The organism is Helcobacillus massiliensis, from assembly GCF_014191425.1.
Taxonomy (GTDB): Bacteria; Actinomycetota; Actinomycetes; order Actinomycetales; family Dermabacteraceae; genus Helcobacillus; species Helcobacillus massiliensis.
The window spans coordinates 793054-811322 of record NZ_JACHWP010000001.1; the positions used below are offsets into that span (position 1 = coordinate 793054).

At 68.3% G+C, this 18269-nt stretch carries 15 protein-coding genes; 7 read left to right on the forward strand and 8 right to left on the reverse strand.

The window, feature by feature from the left end; all coding sequences use genetic code 11:
- Position 1: 1 nt before the first annotated feature.
- The 6 genes from alaS to FHX50_RS03685 form a co-directional block, all read right to left on the reverse strand.
- Positions 2–2698: an alanine--tRNA ligase gene (alaS, locus tag FHX50_RS03660; RefSeq protein ID WP_183374538.1), complete on the reverse strand. Its 2697-nt coding sequence runs from the start codon at positions 2696–2698 to the stop codon at positions 2–4.
- A 157-nt stretch (positions 2699–2855) separates the two neighbouring features.
- Positions 2856–3479, reverse strand: a complete 624-nt coding sequence (gene rpsD / locus FHX50_RS03665) for a 30S ribosomal protein S4 (RefSeq protein WP_183374545.1) — start codon at positions 3477–3479, stop codon at positions 2856–2858.
- Between the two features lie 126 nt (positions 3480–3605).
- Positions 3606–4988 carry a replication-associated recombination protein A gene (locus FHX50_RS03670; protein WP_183374547.1) on the reverse strand — a complete coding sequence of 461 codons (1383 nt, stop codon included), beginning with the start codon at positions 4986–4988 and terminating at the stop codon, positions 3606–3608.
- Positions 4981–6075, reverse strand: a complete 1095-nt coding sequence (locus FHX50_RS03675; protein WP_183374549.1) for a quinone-dependent dihydroorotate dehydrogenase — start codon at positions 6073–6075, stop codon at positions 4981–4983. Before FHX50_RS03675 ends, FHX50_RS03670 begins: the two co-directional genes overlap by 8 nt.
- A 9-nt stretch (positions 6076–6084) precedes the next feature.
- Complete coding sequence (locus FHX50_RS03680) at positions 6085–6540, reverse strand: hypothetical protein (RefSeq protein ID WP_183374551.1); 456 nt, start codon at positions 6538–6540, stop codon at positions 6085–6087.
- On the reverse strand, positions 6537–6899 hold the full coding sequence (locus FHX50_RS03685) for a hypothetical protein (RefSeq protein WP_183374553.1): 363 nt from the start codon (positions 6897–6899) through the stop codon (positions 6537–6539). Before FHX50_RS03685 ends, FHX50_RS03680 begins: the two co-directional genes overlap by 4 nt.
- A 101-nt stretch (positions 6900–7000) precedes the next feature.
- Here FHX50_RS03685 and FHX50_RS03690 point away from each other — a divergent pair, with 101 nt between their 5' ends.
- The 3 genes from FHX50_RS03690 to sucB all read left to right on the forward strand — a co-directional run bounded on the left by FHX50_RS03690 (position 7001) and on the right by sucB (position 12010).
- A complete protein-coding gene (locus tag FHX50_RS03690) occupies positions 7001–8467 on the forward strand; it encodes a leucyl aminopeptidase (protein ID WP_183374555.1) in 1467 nt (488 codons plus the stop codon).
- A gap of 328 nt (positions 8468–8795) precedes the next feature.
- Positions 8796–10202: a dihydrolipoyl dehydrogenase gene (gene lpdA, locus FHX50_RS03695; protein WP_183374557.1), complete on the forward strand. Its 1407-nt coding sequence runs from the start codon at positions 8796–8798 to the stop codon at positions 10200–10202.
- Between the two features lie 29 nt (positions 10203–10231).
- The gene (gene sucB, locus FHX50_RS03700; protein ID WP_183374559.1) at positions 10232–12010 is read left to right on the forward strand and encodes a 2-oxoglutarate dehydrogenase, E2 component, dihydrolipoamide succinyltransferase; all 1779 of its coding nucleotides are present in this window, start codon (positions 10232–10234) and stop codon (positions 12008–12010) included.
- 86 nt (positions 12011–12096) lie between these two features.
- On the opposite strand, the gene FHX50_RS03705 is transcribed toward sucB, so the two are convergent.
- Positions 12097–13404 carry a hypothetical protein gene (locus FHX50_RS03705; protein WP_183374561.1) on the reverse strand — a complete coding sequence of 436 codons (1308 nt, stop codon included), beginning with the start codon at positions 13402–13404 and terminating at the stop codon, positions 12097–12099.
- Positions 13405–13506: 102 nt separating this feature from the next.
- On the opposite strand from FHX50_RS03705, the gene lipB reads away from it, so the two are divergent.
- The 3 genes from lipB to FHX50_RS03720 all read left to right on the forward strand — a co-directional run bounded on the left by lipB (position 13507) and on the right by FHX50_RS03720 (position 16135).
- The gene (gene lipB / locus FHX50_RS03710) at positions 13507–14196 is read left to right on the forward strand and encodes a lipoyl(octanoyl) transferase LipB (protein WP_183374563.1); all 690 of its coding nucleotides are present in this window, start codon (positions 13507–13509) and stop codon (positions 14194–14196) included.
- Positions 14197–14276: 80 nt separating this feature from the next.
- On the forward strand, positions 14277–15359 hold the full coding sequence (lipA, locus tag FHX50_RS03715) for a lipoyl synthase (RefSeq protein ID WP_183374565.1): 1083 nt from the start codon (positions 14277–14279) through the stop codon (positions 15357–15359).
- A 32-nt stretch (positions 15360–15391) separates the two neighbouring features.
- Positions 15392–16135, forward strand: coding sequence for a DUF4191 domain-containing protein (locus FHX50_RS03720; protein ID WP_183374567.1), 744 nt, complete (start codon positions 15392–15394; stop codon positions 16133–16135).
- Positions 16136–16274: 139 nt separating this feature from the next.
- On the opposite strand, the gene FHX50_RS03725 is transcribed toward FHX50_RS03720, so the two are convergent.
- Positions 16275–16715: an RDD family protein gene (locus FHX50_RS03725; RefSeq protein ID WP_183374569.1), complete on the reverse strand. Its 441-nt coding sequence runs from the start codon at positions 16713–16715 to the stop codon at positions 16275–16277.
- 124 nt (positions 16716–16839) lie between these two features.
- Between FHX50_RS03725 and glnA the strand changes: the two genes are divergently transcribed.
- The gene (glnA, locus tag FHX50_RS03730; RefSeq protein ID WP_183374571.1) at positions 16840–18264 is read left to right on the forward strand and encodes a type I glutamate--ammonia ligase; all 1425 of its coding nucleotides are present in this window, start codon (positions 16840–16842) and stop codon (positions 18262–18264) included.
- Positions 18265–18269: the final 5 nt, after the last annotated feature.

Genomic DNA, 18269 nt, shown 5'->3' on the forward strand with positions numbered 1-18269 from the left:
GTCAGGTCCGGCTGCGCAGTGCCGACGCAATGGACTCCAGCGCGTGCGGAGCCTTGGCGGGCTCACCGCCGCCGCCCTGCGCCATGTCGGGTTTGCCGCCGCCGCGGCCGCCCATCGCCTGAGCGGCGTCCTTCAGGAGGGCGCCGGCGGAGATGCCGAGATCGCGGGCCGACGGGTTCGTCGCGACCACGAGCGCGACCTTGCCGTCGGATTCACCGGTGACGGCGATGACGGCGGGCGCCCCGTCGCCCAGACGGGCGCGCAGGTCGGTGACGAGCGTGCGGACATCGCCGCCGTTGACGCCGGTGCCGGCGTCATGGGTCAGCACGCGCACGCCGTTGATGTCCTGGGCGCTCTCCACCAGTCGCGCCGCTTCGGCCTGCAGCTGCTGGCCGCGGAGGGTCTGGAGGTTCTTCTCCATCTCCTTGATGCGCTGGGTGAGGGAGCGGACGCGCTCCGGGATGTCGGCCCGGTTCACCTTCAGGATCTCCGCGAGCTGCGAGACCATCGCGTGCTCCTTGGAGTGGTGCTGGTACGCGTTGAGGCCGACGAGGGCGTCAACGCGACGGACACCGGAGCCGATGGAGGCTTCGGACACCAGCTGAACGGTGCCGATGGAGCCGGTGCCGGCCACGTGGGTGCCGCCGCAGAGCTCGCGGGACCAGTCGCCGCCGATGGAGACGACGCGGACCACGTCCCCGTACTTCTCACCGAACAGAGCCTGCGCGCCGAGGGCCTTCGCCTCATCGAGCGACATCTGCTGATCGGTGACGTCCATGTTCTGCTGCAGCTTCTCGTTGACCACGCCTTCGATCTGGGCGAGGGAGGACTGCGGAACCTGGCTGTTCCAGCGGAAGTCGAAGCGCATGCGGCCCGGGGAGTTCTCAGAGCCGGCCTGAGTGGCGGTGTCGCCGAGCTCTTCGCGCAGCGCCTCGTGCACCATGTGCGTTGCAGTGTGGGCTCGGGCGATGGCGCCGCGCCGGTCGGTGTCGATGGCGGCGACGCCGCTCTCCCCCGCGCGGACGCTGCCTTCCACGAGGCGGCCGCGGTGCACGGACAGTCCCTTCACGGGAGCCTGGACGTCGTCGATCTCCACGATGCCGCCGCCGGCGAGACTGATGGTGCCCTGGTCGGCGAGCTGGCCGCCGGCTTCGGCGTAGAACGGGGTGACGTCCAGAACGATCTCGACGTCCGCGGGGGCGTCGGCGGAGTCCACGAGATGACCGTCCTGGAGGACCGAGCCGACGGTGACGTCACTGGTGGCGTCGGTGTAGCCGACGAAGCGGGTGGTGCCCTTCTCACCGAGGATCTCGCGGAACACGGAGGTGTCGGTGTGGCCGCCCTTCTTCGCCTGGGCGTCGGCACGGGCGCGTTCGCGCTGCTCCTGCATCGCGGTGCGGAACCCGGCCTCGTCCACCTTGAGACCGGCCTCTGCGGCCATCTCCATGGTGAGGTCGAACGGGAATCCGTAGGTGTCGTGCAGGGTGAAGGCCTCGTCGCCGGGCAGCACGGTGGATCCGGACTTCTTCAGGTCGCCGGCGACCTGGTCGAAGATCTGGGTGCCGTGCACGAGGGTGCGACGGAAGGTGTCCTCTTCGGTGAAGAGGATCTCGCTGATGCGGGCGTCATCGGTGATGAGTTCGGGGTAGCCGGCCGCCATGGCGTCGCGCGCCACGGGCAGCAGTTCGCGCAGGGCCGGCTTGTCGTAGCCGAGCAGTCGCATGGAGCGGACGGCGCGGCGGATGAGGCGGCGCATCACGTAGCCGCGCCCTTCGTTGCCGGGGCGGACGCCGTCGGAGGCGAGCATCATGGCGGAGCGGACATGGTCGGCGACCACGCGCATGCGCACGTCCGCCTCCTCATCCTCGCCGTAGGTGCGGCCGGACAGCTCCTCCGCCTTCTCGATCAGGGGGAACACCTGGTCGATCTCGTACATGTTGTTCTTGCCCTGCAGGATGTACGCGAGCCGCTCCACGCCGAGGCCGGTGTCGATGGCCTTCTGGTCGAGCTCGCGGATCAGGGGGTAGTCCTTGCCCTGTCCCTCACCGCGGAGGAACTGGTCGAACACGAGGTTCCAGATCTCGATGTAGCGGTCCTCGGAGCGCTCGTCGCCGGGCCATTCACTGACACGGCCAGTGGGGGCGTCGGGCCCGAATTCGGGGCCGCGGTCGTAGTGGAATTCGGCGCAGGGGCCGGCGGGGCCGGGCTGGCCGGTGTCCCAGAAGATCTCCTCCCGGGGCAGCAGCACGATGCGCTCCTCGGGGAAGCCGATGCCGTCCACGAGGGAGGTGCGGGCCTCGTCGTCCTCTTCCCAGATGGTGACCCAGATCCGGTCGGGTTCGAGACCGTAGCCGCCGTCGTCCTGGGAGGTGGTCAGCAGCTCCCAGGCCATGCGGATGGCGCCGTCCTTGAAGTAGTCGCCGAAGGAGAAGTTGCCCGCCATCTGGAAGAAGGTGCCGTGGCGGGTGGTCTTGCCGACGTTCTCGATGTCGTTGGTGCGGATGCACTTCTGGACGCTGGCAGCGGTGGAGTACGGCGGGGTCTCAGAACCGAGGATGTACGGGATGAAGGGCACCATGCCCGCGATCGTGAAGAGGATCGACGGGTCGGAGGACACGAGCGACGCGCTCGGCACGATCGTGTGGCCCTTCTTCTCGAAGAAGTCGAGCCAGCGGCGGTGCACCTCAGACGTCTGCATCTGTCGGTCCTTTCATGGGGCGTCAGCCCGGTGTGTCGGGGCGGCGGGAAGGATGGGGGCGGAATGCGAGAAGCGGCCCCGGCCCAGTGTACGTGCAGTGCCCGGGCGGGGCCGCTTCAGGTTGCCTATGCACCGTGACGGTGCCAGCACAGATTGATCAGCGAGCGTAGTACTCGACGACGAGAGCGACGTCGCAGGTCACGGGAACGTCAGCACGCTTGGGGCGCGAGACGAGCTTCGCCTTCAGCTCCTCGAGCTCCACCGACAGGTACGACGGCACCGAAGCGGCGACATCGCTGTTCCCGCCTTCGGCGGCAGCCTGATAGGTCTCGTAGGTCTGAGCCTTGGGGGCGATCTGGATCGTCTGGCCCGGCTTCACGCGGAAGGACGGGCGGTCGACGAGCTGACCGTCCACGAGGACGTGGCGGTGGGTGACGGCCTGACGGGCCTGGAGGATGGTGCGGGCGAAGCCTGCACGCAGCACGAGAGCGTCCAGACGCATCTCGAGCAGCTCCACCATCGACTCACCGGTCAGACCGGGGAGCTTCTTGGCCTCGACATATGCGCGGTGCAGCTGCTTCTCACGAAGCTGGTACTGCGCGCGCAGACGCTGCTTCTCGGTCAGACGCACTGCGTAGTCCGAGTTGGAACGACGAGCACGACCGTGCTGGCCCGGCGGGTACGGGCGCTTCTCGAAGTACTTCACGGCCTTCGGGGTCAGAGCGAGCCCGAGAGCACGGGAAAGTCGCGCGGTACGACGCGCCTTGGTGACACTGGTCACAGAGTTACCTCAATTTCGATGCGATGAATCCATTAGGCAGCCGCGGATTCAAGAGTCGATCCTACGCGGCCCACCCCCTGCCGTTCAACGGTTTCGGCGCGCCTCACGCCGGTTTCGCCTGTGCGTTCAGTCACCGTGGGGGCGGTGGCCGCGGGTGATCTGCCGCAGCACATGGAGGGAACGGCCGACGGAGGCCTCCCTCCCCCGGTCCGTGGGCTCGTAGTAGTCCACGCCCACGAGGTCATCGGGCGCGTACTGCTGTGCGGCGACGCCCCGCGGCTCACTGTGGGCGTAGACGTAGTCCTCACCGTGGCCGAGGTCTTCGGCCCCTTTGTAGTGGGAGTCGCGCAGGTGCGCAGGGACGCCGCGCCCCTTGCCGGCGCGGACATCGGCGATCGCCTTGTTGATCGCAGCGTAGGAGGCGTTGGACTTCGGCGCGGTCGCAATGTGGACCACGGCCTGCGCGAGCGGGATGCGGCCCTCGGGCATGCCGATCATCTGCACCGCCTGCATGGCGGCGACAGCCACCTGCAGGGCACTGGGGTCCGCCATCCCCACCTCTTCACTGGCGGCGATGACCACGCGGCGGGCGATGAACCGGGGGTCCTCACCGGATTCGATCATGCGCGCCAGGTAGTGCAGGGAGGCGTCCACGTCGCTGCCGCGCATCGACTTGATGAACGCGGAGGCGACGTCGTAGTGCTGATCCCCGGTCTTGTCGTAGGACAGCATCGCCTGGTTGATCGCCTGGGACAGCACGTCGGGGGTGATGGTGCGGTCCGTGGAGCGCAGTGCGCTGGAGGCGGCGGCTTCGAGGGAGGTGAGGGCCTTGCGCGCGTCGCCGCCGGCGAGCCGCAGCAGCTGAGCGCGGGCCTCATCGCTGAGCTCGACCTCGCCGCCGAGGCCGCGCTCATCGCTCAGGGCGCGGTCGATCAGCTGGTCCACGTGTGCGGGTGTCAGCGAGCTGAGGGTGAGCACGATGGAGCGGCTGAGCAGCGGGGAGATGATCGAGAAGTACGGGTTCTCGGTGGTGGCGGCGATCAGGGTGACCCAGCGGTTCTCCACCGACGGCAGCAGCGCGTCCTGCTGGGATTTGGAGAAGCGGTGCACCTCGTCCACGAAGAGGACGGTTTCGCGCCCGGTGGTGCGCAGCCGACTGCGGGCGGCGTCGACGACGGTGCGGATGTCCTTGACCCCCGCGAGGACGGCTGAGACCTCCACGAATTCACGGTCGCCGGACTGGGCGACGGCGTAGGCGATGGTCGTCTTCCCCGTGCCGGGCGGCCCCCAGAGGATGAGGGAGGAGGGCGCGGTGCGCGAGTCGTCGTCGCTGAGCAGCCGGTGCAGAGGTGAGCCCTCGCTGAGCGCTTCCTCCTGCCCCACGATCTCATCGATGCTGCGGGGACGCATGCGCGCGGCGAGCGGCGCCCGATGGTCGGTGTTGCGGTCCCCGAGGGTCTTCGGGGCGGGCGCGTCACCGGCCAGGGAGAACAGATCGTCGTCACTCACGGCGGCGCGCCACCTCAGCGGCGATGCGGCCCGGCCACGACGGGCCCTCGTAGATCATGGAGGTGAAGCCCTGCACGAGGTCGGCGCCGCGCTCGAGCCGTTCGATGACGTCCTCGGCGGTGCGGACGCCGCCGGCGGAGATCAGCGCCAGGCTGCGCTGGGCCCCGTCGGCCCCCACCCCCGTGCGGTTCGCGACCAGCAGGTCCAGCACCTCCAGGGAGCGGGTGCGGAGGATCGGGCCGGAGAGTCCGCCCGCACCGATCTGCTCGATGCGCGAGCGCGGTTCGGCGAGGGCATCGGGGCGCTCGATGGTGGTGTTCGTGGCGATGATGCCGTCGAGGCCGAGCTCCAGGGCGAGGCGGGCCACCGCGACGACGTCGTCGTCGTGGAGATCCGGGGCGATCTTGACGAACAGCGGAACCCGTCGGCCGTTGACAGCGGTGTTCTCCGTGTGCTCCCGGACGGAGGAGAGGATCGGCCGCAGTTCGTCCACGGCCTGCAGAGCGCGCAGGTTCGGAGTGTTCGGGGAGGAGACGTTGATCGTCAGATAGCTGGCGTAGGGGGACAGCAGGCGCGCGCTCATGGCGTAGTCAGCGGCGGCGTCCTCCAGTGCGGTGGTCTTGTTCTTGCCGATGTTGACGCCGATGACGGCGCGGCGGCCCGCGTCGGTGGAACGGATGCGGCGCAGACGGTCGGCGACGGCGACGGCGCCCTCATTGTTGAACCCCATCCGGTTGATGACGGCGCGGTCCTTCACGAGGCGGAACAGGCGCGGCGTGTCGTTGCCGTCCTGGGGGCGCGCGGTGACGGTGCCGATCTCCACATGGGTGAACCCGAGATCGAGCAGTGCGAGCGGGACCTGAGCGTTCTTGTCGAACCCGGCGGCGAGGCCGAACGCGCCGGGGAAGTCGATGCCGGCGACCGTGCGGCTCTTCTCGGCTCCGCGGGCGCTGAACAGGCGGCGCAGGACCGCGGGGCCGCCTGGGAGGCGGTGCGCGAGGCCGAGGGCGCTGATCGTCAGATGGTGGACCCGCTCGGGGTCGAAGCGGCTGAGGACCTGGGAGAAGACAAGGGGGTAGATGCTCACCCCTCAAGTCTACGCGGCGTGCTTGACTCCTCGCCGGCGCTGGTGCAGCAGGTAGATCCCGGCGATGATCGGCAGCACGAGCGGCACATAGCCGTAGCCGGATCCGAAGTGGGACCAGACCGAGGGGCGCGGGAACAGGGCGGGCACCGCAATGCTGAGCAGTCCGACGCCGATGACGCCCGCCAGTTCGATCCCGACCACCGTGAGGGCGGCGGTGATGGGCACGCGGGGGCGCGAGACGAGGACGGCGAGGACGATGTAGGTGACGGCGGCGAGCAGGGAGAGCACGAACGCGACAGGCGCCTGGTCGAATTCGGTGAGGATCTGCACGAGGGACCGGGCGGTCGCGGAGATCGCGAAGATGAAGTAGGCGAGCATGATGACCACGCGGAAGCCGCGGCCCTGCTCGGCACCTGTGCGATCCGTGTGCTCGGCATCGCGGCGGATCCCGGTGCGGCCGCTCATGCGAACCCTCCGGCCCAGATCTGCGGAAGGCGGGCGGCGAGCACCGTCATCGTCAGCGACGCGATCGCGATCGTGAGCGCCCCCCAGCGTGAGCGCTCCAGGAACCCGAGGTAGAGCCCGGCGATGGGGAGGGTGAGGCCGGTGAGGGCGTAGCCCCAGAAGGTGATGGCATCGGTGGGGCCGCCGACGGATGCCGCCTTCAGCAGGGCCCCCACCACGAGGGCGATCCACACCAGCAGCACGAGCAGCTGGGCGCCGAGGAGGATGAGGTCCGCGGCGAGGTCCTTGACCACGTAGAGAAGGCCGAGCGCTCCGACTCCGACGCCGATGATGTACGTCGCGATGATCAGTGCGCTCATCGTGTCCCTTCTGCTGCAAATCGGTACGGCCATGCGGCGGCGGTGGATTCTGCTCGCATGTTCTGCGGGCGGCGGCGTGCCGGCTGGCCTACGATGAGGATATGACAGATATGAAAATCACTGCCACTAAGGTTGAGTCCGTCACTGCCGAGGTTCTGGTCCTCCCCCTTCTCGCCGGCGAGAAGGATGCGGATGCGACCCCCGTCGGCCTCCCGAAGCTGAGCTCCGCGGTCAGCGCTGTCCGCGCTTCCGGCGCCAAGGGCGCCACCACCCGCCTGCCCGCCGTCAATGGTCTGAAGGCCCAGTCCGTGCTCCTCGTGGGCCTGGGCTCCTCCGATCTCGCCGATGTCACCGATGAGCACATCCGCGAGGCCTTCGGTTCCGCCGCCCGCGCCCTCACCGGCGTGAAGTCCGCCGCCATCGCATTCCCCGGCGGCTCCGACGATCAGGTCGTCGCCGCTGCTGAGGGCTTCGCCCTCGGCTCCTACAACTACATCGAGCACAAGACCGCTGAGTCCGCGAAGAAGTCGACCCCGGTCGAGTCGTTCGAAGTCGTCACCGTCTCGAAGCCGTCCACGGAGCTGTCCGCGCGTCTGGACCGCGCGATGACCGTCGCCGAGCACGTGCACGCGGTGCGCGATCTGGTGAACACCCCGCCGAATCTGCTGTTCCCGGAGGCGTTCGCGGACATCGCCGCGAAGGCCGCGAAGAAGGTCGGCGTCGGCGTGGAGATCCTGGATGAGAAGAAGCTCCTCGCCGGCGGCTACGGCGGCATCATGGGCGTGGGTCAGGGCTCCACCCGCAAGCCCCGTCTCGTGAAGCTGACCTACGTGCCGAAGAAGGCCACCCGTCACGTCTCGATCGTCGGCAAGGGCATCACGTTCGACACCGGCGGCATCTCTCTGAAGCCGGGCGCCAGCATGGACGAGATGACCTCGGACATGGCGGGTGCAGCCACCACGCTGCACACCGTTCTGACCGCGGCGAAGCTGGAGCTGCCGATCGCCGTGACCGGCTTCCTCGCCCTCGCCGAGAACATGCCGGGCGGCGGCGCTCAGCGCCCCGGCGACGTGGTCACCATGCGCAACGGCATGACCGTCGAGGTGCTGAACACGGACGCTGAGGGCCGCATGGTCATGGCCGACGCGCTCGTGGACGCCGCTGCTGAGAAGCCGGATCTGCTGATCGACGTCGCCACCCTGACCGGTGCGGCCGTGGTCGCCCTCGGCTCCCGCACCGCTGCCGTCATGGGCACCGAGGATGCGCGTGACGAACTGTGGGCCGCGTCCAAGCGCGCCGGCGAAGCGTTCTGGCCGCTGCCGTTCCCGGAGGAGCTGCGCGAGACCCTGAACGGCCGCGTCGCCGACCTCTCCAACATCGGTGAGCGCCCGGGCGGCACGCTGAGCGCCGGAGTGTTCCTGCAGGAGTTCACCGACGGTCTGCCGTGGGCGCACCTGGACATCGCCCCGACCGGCTTCACCCAGAAGCCGTACGGCTACACCACCCGCGGCGGCACCGGCCAGAGCCTGCGCACCATGCTCGCCGTGCTGGAGGACACCAGCCGCTGAGCAGCGCTGCACTCCACCAGGCGCAGCCGTGAGCTGACCTGACTGACCGGGAAGGCCGACGGGACCCTCGCACGAACGGGCCCGTCGGCCTTCTTCGTGCCCGCGGGCCTATGCTCTGCATGCCCACGGGCCCGTGCCGTCCATGATCCCGGCCACCCGCCGGGCCCTCAGTTCCCGCCGGGCGGCGAGCTGGAGGAATGTTGCGCCGCAGTGCAATAGCATGGGAGGCATCATCGCTGAGCGCGAGCGCGCTCGGCGTGAGCATCGCCGCCCGGCCATTTCCGGTCGGCGCCGAGCACGACCATCGAGTGAGCTAGGGAGCTTGAACGTGGCTGATAACTCCACTGACCAGAAGTTCGACATTGTGATTGTGGGAGGCGGCAGCGGCGGCTACTCCGCAGCTCTGCGCGCCGCTCAGCTGGGCAAGTCCGTTGCCCTCGTCGAGAAGGACAAGCTGGGCGGCACCTGCCTGCACCGCGGCTGTGTCCCCACCAAGACGCTTCTGCACGTGGCCGAGATGGCCGAGGCGCCCGCCGATGCCCGAGCCCTGGGCATCGACCTCACCCTCAACAACATCGACGTTGACAAGATGCTGTCCTTCAAGGACCGCACCATCAGCCGCCTGTACAAGGGTCTGCAGGGCCTGGTCGGCTCCGGCGACATCGAGTACGTCGAAGGCTTCGGCCGCCTCACCGGCAAGAACACCGTCGAGGTGACCGGCGAGAACGGCACCACCATCCTGACCGGCGAGAACATCGTCCTCGCCTCCGGCTCCTTCTCGAAGACCCTCCCGGGCCTCGAGCTCGGCGGCCGCATCATCGACTCCGAGATGGCGCTCCAGCTGCCCGAGGTTCCGAAGAACCCGATCATCCTCGGCGGCGGCGTCATCGGCGTCGAGTTCGCCTCCGTGTGGAAGTCCCTCGGCGCTGAGAGCGTCACGATCGTGGAGGGCCTGCCGAACCTGGTCGCCAACGAGGACGAGGCCCTCTCCAAGGGTCTGGAGCGCGCCTTCAAGCGCCGCAAGATCAAGTACTCACTCGGCATCTTCTTCGAGAAGGCCGAGCAGACCGAGGACGGCGTCAAGGTCACCCTCGCCGACGGCACCGAGTTCGAGGGCGACTACCTCCTCGTTGCAGTGGGCCGCGGCCCGAACACCAAGGACATGGGCTACGAGGAGCAGGGCATCGAGATGGATCGCGGCTTCGTGCTCGCGAACAAGGAGACCCTGGAGACCAACGTCAAGGGCATCTACGCCGTCGGCGACATCGTCCCGGGCCTGCAGCTCGCCCACCGCGGCTTCCAGCAGGGCATCTTCGTGGCCGAGCAGATCGCCGGCCTGAACCCGGAGCCGATCAACGAGGCGCACATCCCGCGCGTCACCTACTGCGAGCCGAACGTCGGTTCCGTCGGCCTCACCGAGAAGCAGGCGAAGGAGAAGTTCGGCGAGGACAAGGTCGAGAGCTACGAGTACAACCTCGGCGGCAACGGCAAGTCCCAGATCCTCGGCACGCAGGGCTTCGTGAAGCTCGTGCGCGAGAAGGACGGCCCGATCGTCGGCGTCCACATGCTCGGCGCCCGCATGTCCGAGCAGATCGGTGAGGCTCAGCTCATCGTGTCCTGGGAGGCCATGCCGGAGGATGTCGCCTCCCTCATCCACGCCCACCCGACCCAGAACGAGTCGCTCGGCGAGGCTGCGCTGGCACTGGCCGGCAAGCCGCTGCACTCCCACGCCTGATCCACCAGTCGACAGCAGAGGAACTGACAATGTCAGAAAAAGTACAGATGCCGGCTCTCGGTGAATCCGTCACTGAGGGCACCGTCACCCGCTGGCTGAAGGACGTCGGCGACACCGTCGAGGTCGACGAGCCGCTCCTCGAAGTCTCCACCGACAAGGTCGACACCGAGATCCCGTCACCGGTCGCCGGCGTGCTCGAAGAGATCCTCGTTGCTGAGGACGAGGACGCCGAGGTCGGCGCCGATCTCGCTGTCATCGGCAGCGGCGACGGTGCATCCTCCGACGCGGAGAAGTCCGAGGACGACTCCGCCGCGGATGAGGCCTCGCAGGAGCCCGCAGCCGACGACGCTGACGACAGCGCCGATGATGTGGACGACGACGCCGCGTCCGAGGACGATGCACCCGCAGAGTCCTCCGGCGGCTCCGGTGAGGGCGAAGAGGTCACCATGCCGGCCCTCGGCGAGTCCGTCACCGAAGGCACCGTCACCCGCTGGCTGAAGGACGTCGGCGATGAGGTCGAGGTCGACGAACCGCTCCTCGAGGTCTCCACCGACAAGGTCGATACCGAGATCCCCTCCCCCGTGGCGGGTGTTCTCCAGGAGATCCGCGTGAAGGAGGATGAAGAGGCCGAGATCGGCGCCGTCATCGCCGTCATCGGGTCCGGTGCCGCATCCGGTGGTTCCTCTGAGAAGCCCGCACCGGCGAAGCAGGAGGAGAAGTCCGCTGACGCCTCCGACAAGGGCGACGCCCAGAAGGCGGCCTCCGAGCCGGCTGCTGAGGAGAAGCCCGCGAAGGACGAGAAGCAGGAGCAGAAGGCTGAGGCCTCCGCCACTGCTGACTCGTCGCTCACCGGCTCCTCCAACGCGACGGCGTACGTCACCCCGATCGTTCGCAAGCTCGCCAAAGATTCCGGTGTTGACCTCTCCCAGGTCACCGGCACCGGCGTGGGTGGCCGCATCCGCAAGCAGGATGTGAAGGACGCCGCCGAGAAGCAGAAGCAGGCCGCTGAGGCGCCCTCGGCTCCGTCCGCAGGTCAGCAGCACGCTGCCCCCGCTGCTGCGAAGCCGTCCGCCCCGGTCGAGGTGTCGCCGCTGCGCGGCACCGAGCAGAAGATGACGCGTCTGCGCAAGATCGTCGCTGAGCGCATGGTGGAGTCCCTGCACACGCAGGCGCAGCTCACCACCGCGGTCGAGGTTGACATGACCCGCATCGCCGCTCTGCGCAGCCAGGCGAAGGACCAGTTCGCTGCCCGCGAGGGTGCGAAGCTGACCTTCCTGCCGTTCATCATGCAGGCCGCTGTCGAAGCGCTGAAGACCTACCCGGTCATCAACGCCGAGATCCAGGACGGCATGATCAAGTACCACGGCAGCGAGAACATCGGCATGGCTGCGGACACCGAGCGCGGTCTCGTGGTCCCCGTCATCAAGAACGCCGGTGACCTCAACCTCGCCGGTCTCGCACGCCAGATCGGTGAGCTCGGCGGCAAGGCGAAGAACAACAAGCTCGGCCCGGACGACCTCCAGGGCGCGACCTTCACCATCACCAACACGGGATCCGGCGGCGCCCTCTGGGACACCCCGATCGTCCCGAACCCGCAGGTCGGCATCCTCGGCTGCGGCACGATCGTGAAGCGTCCCGCCGTGGTCAAGGACCAGGACGGCAACGACACCATCGCGATCCGTTCGATGATGTACCTGTTCCTCTCCTACGACCACCGCCTCGTGGACGGTGCGGACGCTGCACGCTTCCTCACCCACATGAAGGCGCGACTGGAAGAAGGCGCGTTCGGCAGCGAGCTCGGACTCTGATCCACGCCCGCTGACCCAGCAGTGCAACGGGGCGGTCCCTCACCCACCGGGTGAGCGGCCGCCCCTTTCCCTGTCCCTTGCTGGATTCAGCGTCTGCCGGTTGCGGAGCGAGCCGCGACAGTATCCCCGGCGGCCGCGCTGCTCTCCTGCTCATCGGCGCGGACGCTGACGATCCGCCACCCGTCGGGCTCCCGTGCCAGCTCCATCACGACGGTCCGCTCCGCCCCCGCCGGCACCTGCCGCTGACGGCCCTTCTCATCGGTCAGCGTCATCGGGCTGTCACTGATCCGCGCCCGGATCCGGCACCGCTGATCATCGCGCTCCAGAACCTGCACCTCGTGCACCGTGGTGACCCCGCCATCCACACGGAACACTGCGAACCGCTGCCGCAGGCGGGCATCGTCCACCGCGGCCGGTGATCCCTCGACCACGGCCGCGTTCTCCCCCGCTGCACCGATCACGTAGTCACGGCGGGCATCGGCCAGCGCACTGACGGCCTGCACCGGGTCACCGCTCATCTGCTGGGCCCCGCTGGGCGCCGTGTCAGCCCCGGGCCCGCTCCGCGAATCCGGCGACGTCGCTCCCGCCCCGTTGTCCGCCTGCAGCGGCACCGCCACGCCGGACCCTGCCTTTTCGGCACCGTCCGAGGCATCGTGGCGCCCCGCTCCCGCGGACAGATCAGCGCCCGTCTGCTGGAGCACACCGGCGATGGGAACGCCGCCGCCCGTCAGCACACCGCCCGCGACGACAGCGGCGAGCACCACGGTCGCGGCAGCCGATGAGAGGGCGATCCTCACTGCGGGACGGGCACGGCGCGGAGTCTGCACCAGGGTCGCCTTCGCCTGGCGGCGCATGATCGAGGCCGGCACCTCCCCGCCGCCCATCACCGACTCGATCCATCGCACATCCGCCCGGTGCGCCGCGAACGTCGCCTCCCGCAGGGATGAGAAGTCAGTGACGAGCGCGGACCCGTCGGACCGCAGCAGCAGGCCCGCACCCGGACGGTGCCCCAGGGCCAGCTCCCGCGCGTTCAGCGCTTCGCACAGCTGCTCGAGGTCCCGCCGGACCGCTGCCTCTGCCTCCGCGGCCCGGGGCGCACCCGCGGCGCGGCTCTGGGTCCGCCGTCCCCGGGAGCGGCGCAGCACCTCCCCCGTCTCCACCGCATAGTGGAGCACTCCGCCGCTCAGCAGCTCAGGCGCGGCACGGACCCCGTCGGCCTTCAGCGAGCGGATCAGTGCCCGCTCCCGACGCACCCGCAGCGCGGCCCGCAGAGTGCGGGCGCGCACCACGGTCACCTCCTGGCCGACGGCTGTGCGAGCGGCCCAGACCTCGCGTCCGTCATCGATCTCGGTCAGTGTGTGCGGGTCCAGGCCCGCGGCAGATAGACGTCCCATGAGCCCATCGCACACCCCAGACGGCCCCTGTGGCGCGAGGACCACTACATTGTGGATAACCGGGAGGCGGCGGCCCACCCGCGGTGGCGTAGGGTGGAGGGCGTGCTTGAGATCATTCGCGTCGGCTTCTCCGAGGATTCAGGACTGGACTCCACCCACGAGCAGTGGGGGCTGCCGCCCGGTCCCGTCGAATACCGAGCCGCGTGGGATCTGCAGCGCCGCATCCACGCCGAAGTCGTCGGCGGTGAGCGCCCCAACACGCTGCTGCTGCTGGAGCACCAGCCGGTGTACACCGCCGGCAAGCGCACCATCGACGAGGAGCGCCCCCAGGACGGAGCGCCCGTGGTGGATGTGGACCGCGGCGGCAAGATCACGTGGCACGGACCCGAGCAGCTCGTCGGCTACCCCATCGTGAAGCTGCCCCCGCCGATCGATGTGGTCGGATTCGTCCGCGGCATCGAAGAGGCGATCATGGCGGTGTGCGACCAGGTCGGTGTGAACACCGTGCCCATCGAGGGCCGTTCCGGTGTGTGGGTGCCCGACCCGCTCGGCATGGACCGCAAGGTGTGCGCCATCGGGCTGCGCGTGTCCAAGCGCGCCACCATGCACGGGTTCGCCCTGAACTGCGCGAACGACCTCTCCTGGTCCCACAACGTCATCCCCTGCGGGATCGACGACGCCGGGGTGACGAGCCTCAGCGTGGAGACCGGGTGCACCATCCGACCAGCTGACGTGATCCACGCGGTCGAGGAGCAGATGCGTCAGCTCGAAGCGAACAAGGGCCTGGACTGAGTTCCCTGCATCACCCCGTTCCGGGCAAACGCGGGGCCCCTCGATAGACTGGGCCGAACCCAATTCAAGGAGGCTGAGGCGTGACGGTCGCATCTGAAGGACGGAAGCTGCGTCGAGTGGAAGCTCGCAATGCGGAAACTCCGATCGAGCGCAAACCGAGCTGGATCAAGACCACCGCGAAGATGGGCCCCGAGTACGCTGCGATGAAGCAGCGGGTGCACGGCCAGGGTCTGCACACGGTCTGCGAAGAAGCGGGCTGCCCGAACATCTTCGAATGCTGGGAGGACCGCGAGGCGACCTTCCTCATCGGCGGTGACACCTGCACGCGCCGCTGCGACTTCTGCGACATCGCCACCGGCAAGCCGATGCCCGTGGACCCCGCGGAGCCGTTCAAGGTCGCGATGCAGGTCAAGGACATGGGCCTGCGCTACTCCACCATCACCGGTGTGGCGCGCGACGACCTCTCCGACGGCGCCGCCGGGCTGTTCGCCGAGACCTGCAAGCAGATCCACAAGCTCAACCCCGGCACGGGCGTTGAGCTGCTGATCGACGACATCAAGGGTGACGCCGGGGCACTGCAGAAGGTCTTCGAGGCCAAGCCCGAAGTGTTCGCCCACAACCTCGAGACCGTGCCGCGGATCTTCAAGCAGATCCGCCCCGCGTTCCGCTACGAGCGCAGCCTCGATGTGCTGCGGCAGGGCAAGGACGCCGGCATGATCACCAAGTCCAACCTGATCCTCGGCATGGGCGAGACCACCGAGGAGATCATCGAGTCGATGCAGGCGCTGCACGATGCCGGCACCGACATCCTCACCATCACCCAGTACCTGCGCCCCTCGAAGCTGCACCACCCGATCGACCGGTGGGTGAAGCCGATGGAGTTCGTGGACCTGTCGAAGAAGGCGTACGAGATCGGCTTCCTCGCCGTTATGGCCGGCCCGATGGTCCGCTCCTCGTACCGTGCGGGTCGTCTCTGGGCGGAGGCCATGAACAAGCTCGGCCGTCCGATCCCGGAGGAGCTGAAGCACCTGGACACCTCGACCCCTGCGACCCAGGAGGCCGAAGCCGTGGTGGAGCGCATGAAGGAGCGCGAGGAGCGGCACGCCGCCCTCGAGGCTCGCCGTGCTGCTCGCCGCGCAGCTGACGCCGCCTCCGGCCGCTGACCCCTCCCGAAGCGACCTGAGCGAAGAAGGACATGGCGAAGAAGAAGACCCGCGGCGGTTCGGCCGCCGCATCCCCATCCCCCGATACCGCGCCCGGCAAGAAGCCCGGCCGCATGAAGCAGATCTTCGAGGCGTACAAGCAGACGCAGCGGGAGGACCCGAGCACACTGCCGTGGATGCTCGGCGCCCTCATCGGCTGCATCGTGCTGTTCTCCCTCCTGCTGTGGCTGATCCTCGATGCACCGATCTACGGCGCGTTCATCGGCCTGGCGTTCGGTCTGATCGCGGCCCTGTTCATCCTGGGTCGTCGCGCTGAACGCGCCGCCTACGCGAAGATCGAGGGCCAGCAGGGCGCCGAGCTCGCCGCTATGCAGTCCATTCGCCGCGGTTGGAACGTGGAACGGGACCCGGCGGCGTTGGAGCCGCGCGGCCACACCATGCTGTTCCGCGCCTCCGGTCGTCCCGGCATCGCCCTGGTGGTGTCCGGATCGAACGGTCCGGCCCGCAAGCTGATGGGCAAGGAGGTCTCCCGCATGGAGCGGCTCTTCCCGAATGTTCCGGTGCACGGCATCCACGTGGGGCGCGGTGAGGACGAGATCCCGCTGCCGAAGCTGGCGACGTACATGCAGCGCATGAAGCCGACCCTGACGAAGCATGAGGCCGGTGAGGTCTCGCGCCGCCTGCAGGCGATGCCGAACCCGATCCGCCAGGCTGTGCCGAAGGGTGTGGATCCGATGCGTGCGCGCCCGAACCGTCGCGCGATGCGCGGCCGCTGATCGCATTGGTCGCGCCGCTGCGGCGGTGATGACGGTGACGGGCCCGTGGGGAGATGCTCCCTGCGGGCCCGTTCTCCGTTCTCAGAGTGCCGCGGGGTGAGGGGGGGGACGACGGAGTCTGCAGGCGGGGCGGACGGGATCAGGAGGTGGCGCGGATCACCAGCACGCCGGCGGCCATATCGTGACCGAGCTGACGGTCCCTGCCCTGAATGACCAGGGGGATCAGCAGCGCCATCAGCAGGGTGCGGATGAGGGCCCGCAGCACCATTGGCGAGCGGCCGCTGACGGGCATGAGGCGCAGGCCGCAGAAGAACTGGCCGATCGTGGCGCCGAACAGGGGCAGCATCAGCAGATTGATCGCGAGGAACACGGCGGTGGACCCCCAGTTGGTGGGGCCGAACGCGAGATAGGCGCCACCGGCGGAGACCAGGGCGTCGATGATCCAGGAGGTGAAGCGGATGCCGAGACGCGCTGGGGAGCCGGGACCATCGGCGGGCACGCCGTACCGGGAACCGGGGCGGTAGTCGGGGTCAGTCGGTGCGCCCTCCAGCCAGGTCCCCAGGTCTTTTCTCTCGATCACATCCGAAAGATACGCGGTGGTCAGATCCGATTCAACTCTCGGGTCGCCGTTTAGGATGGGAGGGACATGCACCCCTCACAGGTGCTGGCAGACCGCGCGACCACGTGCGAATTGGAGGAACAGAGTGTTCAGCAGCCCGGAAGAAGCCGTCCGTTACATCGAAGAGGAGGACGTCAAGTTCGTCGACGTCCGCTTCATCGACCTCCCCGGTGTGATGCAGCATTTCAATCTGCCCGCGAAGTCGTTCGACCTCGAAGCCATTGAGACCGGGCAGCTGTTCGACGGCTCATCCATCCGCGGCTTCCAGGCGATCCACGAGTCCGATATGAAGCTGATCCCGGACCTCGAGACCGCCTACATCGACCCGTTCCGCGATCAGAAGACTCTGATCATCAACTTCTCCATCGTTGACCCGTTCACCGATGAGCCGTACTCCCGTGACCCCCGGACGGTTGCGGCGAAGGCCGAGGAGTACCTGAAGTCCACCGGCATCGCCGACACCGCGTTCTTCGCCGCCGAAGCCGAGTTCTACATCTTCGACGACATCCGGTACAAGACCGGCATCAACAGCTCCTTCTACGAGATCGACTCGGATGAAGCCGCCTGGAACTCCGACCGCATCGAAGAGGGCGGCAACCAGGGCTACAAGACTCGCGTCAACGGCGGCTACTTCCCAGTCCCGCCCGTGGATCAGCTCGCTGACCTCCGCGACGAGATCTGCCGTGTCCTGGACGAAACCGGCCTGGAAGTGGAGCGCGCCCACCACGAGGTCGGCACCGCCGGCCAGCAGGAGATCAACTACCGCTTCTCCACGCTGCAGCAGGCCGCTGACGACGTCATGAAGTTCAAGTACGTGGTCCGCAACGTCGCCTGGGAAGCCGGCCGCACCGTCACCTTCATGCCGAAGCCGCTGTACGGTGACGCCGGGTCCGGTATGCACTGCCACCAGTCCCTGTGGAAGGACGGCGAACCGCTGTTCTACGACGAGCGCGGCTACGGCGGCCTGTCCGATATTGCGCGCTGGTACATCGGCGGTCTCATCGAGCACGCGCAGGCCCTGACCGCGTTCACCAACCCGACCGTGAACTCGTTCAAGCGCCTCGTGCCCGGCTTTGAAGCACCGGTCAACATGGTGTACTCCGCCCGCAACCGATCCGCTGCTATCCGCATCCCAGTCACCGGTTCGTCCCCGAAGGCGAAGCGCCTGGAGTTCCGCGCCCCGGACCCGTCGGCCAACCCGTACCTGGCGTTCGCAGCGCAGCTGATGGCCGGCATCGACGGCATCCGCAACCGCATTGAGCCGCCGGAGCCGATCGACAAGGACCTGTACGAGCTGCCGCCGGAGGAGCACGAGGCGATCGCGAAGCTGCCCGAGTCCCTCAGCGGCGCCCTGGACGCCCTGGAGAAGGACCACGACTTCCTCACCGAGGGTGATGTGTTCCCCGCAGACCTCATCGAAACGTGGATCGCGTACAAGCGGGAGAACGAGATCGAGCCGTTCCGCCTGATCCCCCACCCGCTGGAGTTCGAGCTCTACTACGACCTCTGATCCCA

Bases quoted from the DNA above. Each gene is read 5' to 3' on its own strand.
- FHX50_RS03705 (WP_183374561.1), bottom strand. From the start codon at position 13,404: ATGGGACGTCTATCTGCCGCGGGCCTGGACCCGCACACACTGACCGAG.
- sucB (WP_183374559.1), top strand. From the start codon at position 10,232: ATGTCAGAAAAAGTACAGATGCCGGCTCTCGGTGAATCCGTCACTGAG.
- FHX50_RS03680 (WP_183374551.1), bottom strand. From the start codon at position 6,540: ATGAGCGGCCGCACCGGGATCCGCCGCGATGCCGAGCACACGGATCGC.
- FHX50_RS03685 (WP_183374553.1), bottom strand. From the start codon at position 6,899: ATGAGCGCACTGATCATCGCGACGTACATCATCGGCGTCGGAGTCGGA.
- FHX50_RS03690 (WP_183374555.1), top strand. From the start codon at position 7,001: ATGACAGATATGAAAATCACTGCCACTAAGGTTGAGTCCGTCACTGCC.
- alaS (WP_183374538.1), bottom strand. From the start codon at position 2,698: ATGCAGACGTCTGAGGTGCACCGCCGCTGGCTCGACTTCTTCGAGAAG.
- FHX50_RS03720 (WP_183374567.1), top strand. From the start codon at position 15,392: ATGGCGAAGAAGAAGACCCGCGGCGGTTCGGCCGCCGCATCCCCATCC.